Source organism: Xenorhabdus entomophaga (genome assembly GCF_037996725.1).
In the GTDB taxonomy this organism is placed as follows: Bacteria; Pseudomonadota; Gammaproteobacteria; order Enterobacterales; family Enterobacteriaceae; genus Xenorhabdus; species Xenorhabdus khoisanae.
The window spans coordinates 1-10463 of sequence record NZ_JBBMXH010000124.1 but is presented as its reverse complement, the minus strand read 5'-3'; the positions used below and the strand labels follow the sequence as shown (position 1 = coordinate 10463).

The following is a 10463-nucleotide window of genomic DNA, read 5'->3' as shown; positions in this document are numbered from 1 at the left end:
TAAGCGACCACGAAAAACACGGGGTTACAATACGCCGGATGAGCTATTTAAAGGTACAAAAACTCATTTACTTCGTTTATAACGATGTTGCACTTAATATGTGAATCCAAGCTGTTTTCTGTCTTGAATAAAATAAACTATGATCCTACCGGTAGCGATAATTATATTCATGAAATAAGAGCAATTATGACCACATATTTACCTGAAAGGGTAAATATAGCATTAGGAAAACAACGAGCTTCAATACAGCCAAGGCCCTATATTCTTTTTAAGAACGTTCCAACTGATAGAGAAGTTTTTTTCTCTCCGTGTCCTAATCAATACACACCATCAGCTAAATCGGGCAATATCAGTGAAAATCTATTGGTTGGAATATCCACTTTGATTGGTGAACCTTATTCCATGTGTTTTGAAGGACGTGAGCTTATAAATAATCTTATTCCCAAAAGTGATAATAAAAAAGAATATACTGGATTAGGTTTTGATGTTGAGTTGGATTTCCATATTGAAAATGCGGCGTTAAAGCATCTTGACCAATTCAACGTTTCCCCTATGGGGTTACTTCTGGCGGGGGTGCGTCGTGACCCGCAAAGTCCATTGACACGTATATCAGACTCACGTTTGGCTATCGCCCAGCTCAGTAAAGAAGACATTGAAACGCTGGCGAGCCCGCTATATAGCATTAAGCTTCCTTATCGCTGGCGACAATCCACGCAAAGTGGCAAAGAAGAAACCGCTCTAGTGCCTCTTATCTCACAGAATCATATCTTACCGGATGTCAGCGCTGTTTTTTATCCAGGCATGATCAATGCCAGTAGTCCGCAATCAGAAGCAGCCTTAGAAAGATTTTACGACCGGGTAAAAGAGAATGCCATTAGTATTGATATTTGTCCTGGTGATCTAGTGTATATAGATAACCGTTTTGCTTTGCACTCTAGAGATAAATTTTCGCCTTCTTATGATGACATGAATACACCGTTACGTTGGGTACAACGTGTTTTTGTCTCTGCCAATCTGTGGAATCACAGAAATCTTAATAAAGTTGAAAATCGTATTTTTTCTATTTAAGAGTATCCTAAAATGTTAAACATTTTTTTATCTATACTGCCTATTTTTTTATTAATAGTTATAGGTTTTTTGTCTAAGTTATATATTAAAGATGTCGCGATATTTTGGGGTTTTTCCGATAAATTTGTTTATTATCTTTTCTTTCCTGCTCTGTTGATATTAGATATTAGCGAGGCAAACTTTAGCGACGAAAATGATTTTTACCCAATAATGGCGACAATAATTTCAACGATAATAATTGCGTTAATTATATTTACTGTTAAGTTTTTTGTGAAAACGTCTCCGAGTCTTTTTACGTCAATTTTTCAGGGTGGTATTAGATATAATTCTTATGTATTCATCGCTCTTTCTCAATCTCTATTTGGCAGTGAAGGAGTTGCGCTATCTGGATTTTTTGTTGCCTACATGATCATTTTAACGAATATCATGAGTGTGCTGGTGATGAATCACTATGGTACTGGTAGCAAAAAGAATCTCAGTAGTGCCGTGTTAGCACTAACTAAAAACCCATTGATTATCGGTGCTGTGTTGGGGGTTGTGATGAATATATTTAACATCCATATTACTGGTGCACTAAAGCAACTTTTCTTGTATTTAGCTAATGCAGCTACGCCATTGAGCTTAATGTCAGTTGGGGCAGGATTGATCGTCAGTATGCATATACGCCAAATAGTTTCTATTTTTTATACCACCCTGCTCAAACTGGTTGCAATGCCAATCATTACCATTGCTCTGGTAAAATATTTTGGTATCTCTGGACTGCCTGCTAATATCGCTATTCTCTATTCTGCGGTTCCCTGTGCGGGGAACGCTTATATTTTGGCTCGGCAGATGGGAGGGAACCATGAAGTGATGGCATCCATTATTACTTGGACAACCTTACTGTCGATTATAACCCTTAGTTTTATCTTAGGCAGTGTGGCCGTTTGATCGTTAGTTATCTGAATCCGTTTAATCGACCTGTCTGGATGGATTTTTGTCAGTCAACACAGGACTAGATAAACACCTGTAGTAAAGTCCTTATATAGCATAAGGACTTTTGTTAGAAGGTTCTAATCGCTATGGGCGATCAAATTTAAGAATGTTCAATAACAATCGTTCCAATTTCTGGATTGCTGAAACTGATAATGTAATCTAACCTTAATTCACGGGTTCCTTTATTTGAATCGACGAGAAGACATTCAATTTTTTTTCTTAAAATCAGCTGATTCGCTTTTCCTTCAATGGTTTCACCATCTCGCAATTGGATCTGCAAATGAAGCTGGCGTTGGCAAGCTAGCTCAAGGTTATCGTAATCATCACAGTTAATTGGTTGATACTCTTCATTGTCTATAGACATATTTGCTCACCACTATGTTAGTGGCGGTGATCGTGCCGCCCGTGATTGACCAAACTCAAACGCAAAAAATGCTACCTACGACTATAGCACAGTAATCTACCGTGGTTACTGAATACGTCTGTGGAAATTGCGTTGAAATTAGGAGTAGATTAAACCTCTCTCTCATCATCAGGCAATGAAATTACGTCATAGTATTTGATTTTTCTCTCTGTGCATTTTGAGATGCGGTAAAGTAGTGTCAATTTTGTTACTTAAGGCTCATGTTTTATAGGGAGTGGACGTTATAAAAAATGGGCTATACCCTCTATCTTTCAAGTTGCTATTTCGTTGGCTGCACTGTAACTCGAAATTTATTGGGTATCTTTTTGAATTTATTGGGTTTAAATGATGATGAATAAGAAAATTTTGTTTGTATTGTTAGCTGCGGGAGTATTTACATCGGTTGGATGTCAGGACAACTCCATGTTGCAGAATAACCCGGCATTGCAGGTGAGCAATGTATCTCAGGGTAAGACGTTACCAACCGAGAAAGTGTTTAATGGCGTTATCCCTTGTGCAGATTGCGCAGGTATCGACACTACCTTACAGTTTGCCAAAGATGGAACTTATATATCGGGGCAGACTTATCTGGAAGCTAAAAGCGAGGAAAATACTTTCTTTGAAACAGGGAAGTGGGTAATAAATGGTAAAAAAGTCATATTGAGCAATGAAGATGGCAAAAAATCTTATTACCAAATGAAAGGTGAAAGCTTGGTTATGCTGGACATCAACGGCGAACCAATCGAATCGAACTTTAACTATGAGTTGGTCAAGGTAACTCCGAAAAAATTGGCGGGAGAATACAGCTATTTTGCTGATTCAGCCCTTTTTACGGAATGCCGTACCGGCAAACGTTATGATGCTTCTGAAAATATTGATTTGGAACGTGGTTACAGTGCCATGGGCGTGGAAGGAGGAACCCCAGTTTATGTGGAAGTTGAGGGTTACTATACGTTGCGTCCTTCAATGGAAGATGGATTGTTTGATAATTCAGTGATCCAAACAGGCAAAATCCGTTTTGATAAGTCATCTTCTTGCAATACAAAAAAATAACGCATAACAGAGATACATAAAAAAACCTGCGTGATAAATACGCAGGTTTTTTTCAATTTAAACTGATGCTTTTACTGAGCTATTGCTCGTAAGTAAAATTAAGCTTGTTGAATTTGCCCTTTCAGGTATTCAACAACATTTTCCAGTTTTAGCATCTGCTTATCGCCACTGCGACGGTATTTGTATTCGATCTCATCGTTATCTAAATTGCGATCACCGATAACCAGAGTATGTGGTACGCCAATCAGTTCCATGTCAGCAAACATAACACCAGGGCGTTCTTTGCGATCATCAAAAATCACATCAATACCATTGGCACGCAAGTCCGCATATAATTTTTCAGCGACTTCTTTTACCCGATAAGATTTGTGCATATTCATTGGCAGAATGGCTACCTGAAACGGAGCAATCGCATTTGGCCAGATAATGCCACGGTCGTCGTGATTTTGTTCAATGGCGGCAGCGACGATACGGGTTACACCAATACCGTAGCATCCCATGCTGACAACTTGATTGTGCCCGTCTTCGTTCTGTACTGTCGCTTTCAGGGCATCAGAGTACTTGGTACCCAATTGGAAGATATGACCGACTTCAATACCACGTTTGATTAATAGTGTACCTTTGCCGTCTGGACTGGAATCACCTTCAACGACATTACGGATATCAGCCACTTCTGGCACTGGCAGATCGCGCTCCCAGTTAATGCCAAAGTAGTGTTTGCCATCAACGTTGGCGCCTGCACCGAAATCACTCATGATGGATACACTACGATCAATAATAACAGGCATAGGCAGGTTTACAGGGCCTAAAGAGCCGGGGCCTGCGTTTACAATGGCACGAATTTCTTCTTCAGTCGCGAAATTCAGTGGGTTAGCTACCAGAGGCAGTTTTTCTGCTTTGATTTCATTTAATTCATGATCACCACGTACCAGCAAAGCAACTAATTTATGCCCGCTTTCTTCCGCAGCATGAACGATCAGCGTCTTAACCGTTTTTTCAATTGGTAAGTTGAATTGTTCGACTAACTCAGCAATTGTTTTTGCGTTTGGTGTATCAACCAGACGCATCTCCTCAGATGGTGCCGCACGTTCCTGAGATGGCATAACCGCTTCCGCCAATTCAATATTAGCTGCATAGTCAGATTCGGTCGAAAATACGATATCATCTTCACCGCTGGCTGCCAGAACCTGGAATTCATGAGAGGCATTTCCACCAATTGAACCGGTATCTGCCAGAACCGCGCGGAAATCCAGACCAATACGGGTAAAGATTTTGCTGTAAGCGTCATACATCTTATCGTAAGTCTCTTGCAGAGACGCTTGGCTGGTGTGGAAAGAATAGGCATCTTTCATGATAAATTCACGTGAACGCATAACACCAAAACGTGGGCGAACTTCGTCACGGAATTTGGTCTGGATCTGGAACAGATTCAGCGGAAGCTGTTTATATGAGGTGACTTCGTTGCGAACCAAATCGGTGATCACTTCTTCATGGGTTGGTCCCAAAACGAAAGGACGTTCACCACGATCAACAAAACGCAGTAATTCTGGGCCATATTGTTCCCAACGGCCACTTTCCTGCCACAAGTCTGCTGGCTGAACTACCGGCATGGAAACCTCAATCGCTCCCGCATTGTTCATCTCTTCACGAACAATGTTTTCAACTTTTTTCAACACGCGGACACCTGTCGGCATCCAGTTGTACAAACCTGAAGCGAGTTTACGGATCATTCCGGCACGAAGCATCAGTTGATGACTGATTACTTCTGCATCAGCAGGCGTCTCTTTTAAAGTAGAGAGCAGATATTGGCTAGTACGCATATAAGTTTCCATTGGATAGCAAATTGCTTCTGGGCGGCAAGTAGCGCCACCCTGCCCAGAAAATAAAAATAAACTGCTAGTCTACCAGCGAGCTTACGATGTCAAAAGGGGTTTTAGCGGTGTTCGATAGAAACCACTTCTGTCAGGGTGCCATTAACCAACCAACGGACATTGAAATCCAATATATGGACGGCATATATTCGGTTTTCTTGTTCTTTCTTGCGGTAGGCCGGGCGAGGATCTTGAGCTAATATCTGGCTAATAAAACGTCGCAAATGGGGATAATTGGCCTGATGGGATAAAAGTTGGCATTCCGCTTCTGTCGAGAAGTTGATTTTCATATCAGCAATTGGCGCTGATTGGGCAAACCCTGCTTTAGCTTCCGGGCGTGATTCGGCAAAAGGTAAATAAGGTTTGATATCTATCACGGGTGTACCATCCACTAAATCCAAACTGCCAAGTTCCAGGATGATACGATTATTAGCGTGTTGAATTCCTTTTAATTCTACCAAGGACATGCCTATCGGATTTGGGCGGAAGGTTGAACGAGTGGCAAATACGCCCATTTTGGCATTTCCTCCCAAACGGGGAGGGCGCACTAATGGATTCCAGCCACCGTCCATGGTTTGGTGAAAAACGAAAATGATCCATAAATGACTGAATTGCTCCAGCCCGCGTATTGCATCAACCTGATTATAAGGAGCAAGTAATTCTAACTGTCCTGTACCATCTTCCACCAAACCCGGTTGACGGGGAATGGCAAATTTCTCTTTGTAAGGAGAATGAATGGTTCCAATTTGCGTAAAATGAAAATCTGCCATGGGCGTTTTTTAATAATAATTACTTGTTAGTTGTTAGCAGGGCTGAACCTTCACAAATAGCAATTTGGTAGCAACCCTGGTCAGGTAAGATCGCACATTTATGAAGTAACACCGCGTTAGCGTTTAGATAATTTGCTTTTGCCAGCATGTTTTGCCGGGCAATTGCAATGCTGGCAGGGGGATCTTGTAACGTACTGCGGCAGGATTCCCCGGATACAATACCTAAATCTTTAAATGGTAAACCTAACAGCTCATCTGTTTTGGTATATAGACGGATATAAGATGGTGTTTTACTTTTCTTGACTGACTGACGTTTCAACTTCGAATCTGATGTACTGGATTTATCGACCTGAGTTGATAGTGAAGTACACCCCACCATAAAGAGCGCCATGAAACAGATAGGTAACACACGCATCGAGTTGAATCCTTATATTAATAGAGTCAGTGAGGAACAGGTTTAATCTTATTGATTGAAACTGCGATAAAGCCGTTCGTTTCTCTCAATGAAAACGGGCGGGTATAAAAATACCCGCCCGATAATTTTAATCTTGATTGACTGAATATGAAAGATTACCAGCCTTTTATTGCTCCGCCTTTAAAGACTTTTTGTGCTTCTTGTTCTACTTCTGGAGATTGGTATGCTTTCACGAATTTTTGTACATTTTCGGCATCTTTATTGTCTTCACGGCTAACAATAATATTGACGTAAGGTGAATCTTTATCTTCAACAAAGATCCCATCTTGCTCTGGGGTCAAACCAATCTGCCCTGCATAGGTGTTATTGATGATAGCCAAAGCAATTTTCTGATCATCCAGTGAGCGGGGTAATTGAGGTGCTTCTAGCTGAACGATATCCAAATGCTTAGGATTGCTGGTAATGTCCAGAATGGTTGGCAGCAGGCCAACACCCTCTTTCAAAGTGATTAAACCCTGTTTTTGTAATAACAGTAGCGAACGACCTAAGTTGGTTGGATCGTTGGGGACAGCAATTTGAGAACCATCCTGCAATTCATCCAGCGATTTAATTTTCTTGGAATAGGCAGCCATTGGGAAGATGAAAGAGTGACCAACAATAGCCAGTTTGTAGTTACGTTCTTTCATTTGTTGATCTAGATAAGGCTTATGTTGGAAGACATTCACATCAATATCTCCCTTGCTCAGTGACTCATTTGGTAAAACATAGTCATTGAATGTCGTCAGCTCAACATCAAGGCCATATTTATCTTTAGCAACTTGTTTGGCAACTTCAGCAACTTGAAGCTCAGGCCCTGCAATAACTCCAATCTTGATATGGTTCGGATCACGTTGTTCCTGGCCGCAACCAGCAATAATTAATGAACCTAATAAAGCGCTGATTACTGCAATGGATTTCAATTTTACTGACATATTTTCACCCCTATTGAATACTGATTTATAACCTGTCTTATCAAGCTACTGTGTACTATCTATTACAAGTACTACTACAATGAGGCTTTTAGATATAAGCCTTGTAAGCGGAGCCGTTACTGGCTCCTTATTTGAAATAATGCTATTTACGATTAACGGCTTTGACTAAACGATCGCCACCTAATTGAATCAAGAACACTAAAACAACCAGTAATGCTAATACGGTATTCATTACTGTTACATCATAGCCGATATAACCATACTGATAGCCAATCTGGCCCAGACCACCTGCACCAACAGCACCGCCCATTGCGGAATAACCGACTAAAGTAATTAAGGTAATGGTGGCTGCATTAATTAAACCCGGCAGTGCTTCCGGCAACAGAATTTTTTTAACAATCTGGAACGGAGTTGCACCCATCGCTCGTGCCGCCTCAATTAAGCCTGTCGGAATCTCCAATAATGTATTTTCCACCATGCGGGCAATAAAAGGGGCCGCCCCTACGGTCAGCGGGACAATCGCCGCCTGTAAGCCAATTGATGTGCCTACGATCAAACGGGTAAATGGAATCATCCATACCAACAGAATAATGAAAGGTATTGAACGAGTAATATTTACCAATGCAGAAAGTATGCGATAAAGTGTGCCATTCTCAATAACCTGCCCAGGACGGGTAACATATAAAAGTACACCAGCCGGTAATCCAATCACAAAGCCAAAGAAACCAGAAACGAAAGTCATTACGAGGGTTTCCCAGACTCCTTTAGCTAATAATAAAATCATTCCTTCAGACATAACCGAGAACCTCTACTTTCACATGATGCGCTTCTAAAAATTCAATTGTTGATTCGATGTTATCACCTTCTCCATCCAATTCAGCCAGCATAACACCAAATTTAACGCCGCCGGCGTAATCAATTTGGGAACTCAATATGCTGATATCGATATTAAAGCGGCGAACTGCCATGGAAATTAAAGGTGCATCAACAGATTTACCAGTGAATTCCAACTTCAATAATGGACTGCGATCAGGCGCGGATTTCGGCTGTAACTTTTGTAAGTAATCTCCAGGAATGTCCAAGTGCAGGGTAGATTTGATAAATTCCTGAGCCACCGGAGTCTTAGGATGCGAAAATATTGCACTGACAACATCTTGCTCGATCAATTGGCCGCCACTAATGACTGCAACTTGATCACAGATGCGCTTAACCACATCCATTTCATGGGTGATCAGAAGAATGGTTAATCCCAAACGGCGGTTAATGTCTTTTAACAGTTCCAGAATAGAACGCGTTGTTGCAGGATCCAATGCGCTGGTGGCTTCGTCACACAAAAGTACTTTCGGTGAGTTCGCAAGTGCCCGGGCAATAGCGACGCGCTGTTTTTGACCGCCAGACAGATTGGCAGGATAGGCGTCATGCTTATCAGCAAGGCCAACCAACTCCAGTAATTCATTAACCTTAGCCTTTATTTCAGCTTTTGGTGTGTTGTTCAATTCTAAAGGTAACGCAACATTGTTAAACACTGTTCTGGATGACAGTAAATTAAAGTGTTGGAAAATCATGCCAATATGGCGACGTGCACGCGTTAGTTCACGTTCTGAAAGAGAAGTGAGATCTTGCCCTGCAACTAATACCTGACCCGAAGTTGGGCGCTCGAGCATATTCACACAGCGAATTAAGGTACTTTTTCCCGCGCCAGAAGAACCGATGACGCCATATATTTGCCCCTGTGGGACATGTAAGTTGATATCTGAAAGCGCTTTGATTGAACGCGCGCCTTGTTGAAATATCTTGTTTATCTGAGTCAGTCTTATCATTTTTTTCTTATTAGATGTATAGATGAATGACTTGAGAACATTTCAACAAGTCATGAATTAAAGTGGATGTTAAGGCGTCTAGACGTCTAAGTCAACTGGGAATAAATTAAATGCTGCATTCTCATTCAGCAATAAATCATGCGATACTGTTTACTTGATCCATTCTTGGAGTAATCAGGTGACTCAAGGTATTCCCGCCGTATTTTTAGATCGTGACGGCACGATTAACATCGATCATGGCTATGTACATGAGATAGATAATTTTCAATTTATTGATGGCGTGATTGAAGCCATGCTTGAATTGAAGAAAATGGGCTATGCACTGGTCTTGATAACAAATCAGTCGGGTATTGCACGTAAAATTTTTACAGAAGATCAGTTTATGCAGCTAACAGAATGGATGGATTGGTCATTGGCAGACCGAGGCGTCGATCTTGATGGTATCTATTATTGCCCTCATCATCCGGAAGGGGATGGTGAAGAATATAAGAAGAGCTGCAATTGCCGTAAACCACAACCAGGTATGTTGTTGGATGCACAGCAAGCATTACATATCGATATGTCAGCTTCTTATATGGTAGGAGACAAAATAGAAGATATGCTGGCAGCAAATGCCGCTAATGTTGGAACCAAGATTCTCGTTCGTACAGGAAAACCTGTAACAGAAGCAGCAGAACAAGCCGCAGACTTGGTTGTTAATAGCCTGGCAGACCTACCAAATGTGATAAAAAATAGGCAAAAATAGCCTTTTAGCTTAAATTGTGATCGTTCAAATAAAAAATCACAAAAAAGGCTTGCCTAAATTTAACTGCTCCCTATAATGCGCATCCGTTGTCACGACAAACACACAAACCTGTCGAGATGACAAAGTGAAAAGCCTTGAAAAATAAGGCTTGACACTTGAGGCGAAAAGCGTAAGATACGCAGCCTCGCAACCGGGAAGAGAACTGCCGGTTGCCAACGCTCTTTAACAAATTAATCAGACAATCTGTGTGGGCACTCGCAGGACACTATCCACGCCGAAAGGCGAAAAAGATAACAAGTCTTGAAGAGTGACTGAACAGTTAATTCATTACGAACTAACAACAGTTTAATTCTTTGAGCATCAAACCTTTAA

11 protein-coding genes are annotated in these 10463 nt (G+C 41.2%); 4 read left to right on the top strand and 7 right to left on the bottom strand.

All coding sequences use genetic code 11. From position 1 onward, the window contains the following. Nucleotides 1–186: 186 nt before the first annotated feature. Nucleotides 187–1068 (top strand): TauD/TfdA family dioxygenase, encoded by an 882-nt coding sequence (locus AAC854_RS19440; RefSeq protein ID WP_340618553.1) that lies wholly within the window; start codon nucleotides 187–189, stop codon nucleotides 1066–1068. 12 nt (nucleotides 1069–1080) lie between these two features. Further along, nucleotides 1081–1998 carry an AEC family transporter gene (locus tag AAC854_RS19435; RefSeq protein ID WP_340618552.1) on the top strand — a complete coding sequence of 306 codons (918 nt, stop codon included), beginning with the start codon at nucleotides 1081–1083 and terminating at the stop codon, nucleotides 1996–1998. A gap of 145 nt (nucleotides 1999–2143) precedes the next feature. On the opposite strand, the gene rof is transcribed toward AAC854_RS19435, so the two are convergent. Next, nucleotides 2144–2407: a Rho-binding antiterminator gene (gene rof, locus AAC854_RS19430; RefSeq protein ID WP_340618551.1), complete on the bottom strand. Its 264-nt coding sequence runs from the start codon at nucleotides 2405–2407 to the stop codon at nucleotides 2144–2146. 384 nt (nucleotides 2408–2791) lie between these two features. Between rof and nlpE the strand changes: the two genes are divergently transcribed. After that, a complete protein-coding gene (gene nlpE / locus AAC854_RS19425; RefSeq protein WP_340618550.1) occupies nucleotides 2792–3499 on the top strand; it encodes an envelope stress response activation lipoprotein NlpE in 708 nt (235 codons plus the stop codon). Nucleotides 3500–3597: 98 nt separating this feature from the next. Here the strand turns inward: nlpE and proS are convergent, their stop codons facing one another. The 6 genes from proS to metN form a co-directional block, all read right to left on the bottom strand. Next, nucleotides 3598–5319: a proline--tRNA ligase gene (gene proS, locus AAC854_RS19420; protein WP_047961703.1), complete on the bottom strand. Its 1722-nt coding sequence runs from the start codon at nucleotides 5317–5319 to the stop codon at nucleotides 3598–3600. Between the two features lie 113 nt (nucleotides 5320–5432). Then, a complete protein-coding gene (tsaA, locus tag AAC854_RS19415; RefSeq protein WP_340618549.1) occupies nucleotides 5433–6140 on the bottom strand; it encodes a tRNA (N6-threonylcarbamoyladenosine(37)-N6)-methyltransferase TrmO in 708 nt (235 codons plus the stop codon). Nucleotides 6141–6159: 19 nt separating this feature from the next. Further along, the gene (gene rcsF / locus AAC854_RS19410; protein WP_340618548.1) at nucleotides 6160–6555 is read right to left on the bottom strand and encodes an Rcs stress response system protein RcsF; all 396 of its coding nucleotides are present in this window, start codon (nucleotides 6553–6555) and stop codon (nucleotides 6160–6162) included. Between the two features lie 155 nt (nucleotides 6556–6710). Next, complete coding sequence (locus AAC854_RS19405) at nucleotides 6711–7526, bottom strand: MetQ/NlpA family lipoprotein (protein ID WP_340618547.1); 816 nt, start codon at nucleotides 7524–7526, stop codon at nucleotides 6711–6713. Nucleotides 7527–7668: 142 nt separating this feature from the next. Continuing rightward, nucleotides 7669–8322: a methionine ABC transporter permease MetI gene (locus tag AAC854_RS19400; protein WP_340618546.1), complete on the bottom strand. Its 654-nt coding sequence runs from the start codon at nucleotides 8320–8322 to the stop codon at nucleotides 7669–7671. Continuing rightward, nucleotides 8315–9346 (bottom strand): methionine ABC transporter ATP-binding protein MetN, encoded by a 1032-nt coding sequence (metN, locus tag AAC854_RS19395; RefSeq protein ID WP_340618544.1) that lies wholly within the window; start codon nucleotides 9344–9346, stop codon nucleotides 8315–8317. The genes AAC854_RS19400 and metN overlap by 8 nt, the downstream gene beginning before the upstream one ends. 178 nt (nucleotides 9347–9524) lie before the next feature. Here metN and gmhB point away from each other — a divergent pair, with 178 nt between their 5' ends. After that, entirely contained in the window at nucleotides 9525–10091 is a 567-nt protein-coding gene (gene gmhB, locus AAC854_RS19390; RefSeq protein WP_340618543.1) for a D-glycero-beta-D-manno-heptose 1,7-bisphosphate 7-phosphatase, read from the top strand. Nucleotides 10092–10463: the final 372 nt, after the last annotated feature.

Excerpts from the sequence above, each read along its gene's own strand:
- AAC854_RS19440 (WP_340618553.1), top strand. The coding sequence starts at position 187 with ATGACCACATATTTACCTGAAAGGGTAAATATAGCATTAGGAAAACAA.
- AAC854_RS19405 (WP_340618547.1), bottom strand. The coding sequence starts at position 7,526 with ATGTCAGTAAAATTGAAATCCATTGCAGTAATCAGCGCTTTATTAGGT.
- rcsF (WP_340618548.1), bottom strand. The coding sequence starts at position 6,555 with ATGCGTGTGTTACCTATCTGTTTCATGGCGCTCTTTATGGTGGGGTGT.
- metN (WP_340618544.1), bottom strand. The coding sequence starts at position 9,346 with ATGATAAGACTGACTCAGATAAACAAGATATTTCAACAAGGCGCGCGT.
- nlpE (WP_340618550.1), top strand. The coding sequence starts at position 2,792 with ATGATGATGAATAAGAAAATTTTGTTTGTATTGTTAGCTGCGGGAGTA.
- AAC854_RS19435 (WP_340618552.1), top strand. The coding sequence starts at position 1,081 with ATGTTAAACATTTTTTTATCTATACTGCCTATTTTTTTATTAATAGTT.
- proS (WP_047961703.1), bottom strand. The coding sequence starts at position 5,319 with ATGCGTACTAGCCAATATCTGCTCTCTACTTTAAAAGAGACGCCTGCT.
- AAC854_RS19400 (WP_340618546.1), bottom strand. The coding sequence starts at position 8,322 with ATGTCTGAAGGAATGATTTTATTATTAGCTAAAGGAGTCTGGGAAACC.
- rof (WP_340618551.1), bottom strand. The coding sequence starts at position 2,407 with ATGTCTATAGACAATGAAGAGTATCAACCAATTAACTGTGATGATTAC.
- tsaA (WP_340618549.1), bottom strand. The coding sequence starts at position 6,140 with ATGGCAGATTTTCATTTTACGCAAATTGGAACCATTCATTCTCCTTAC.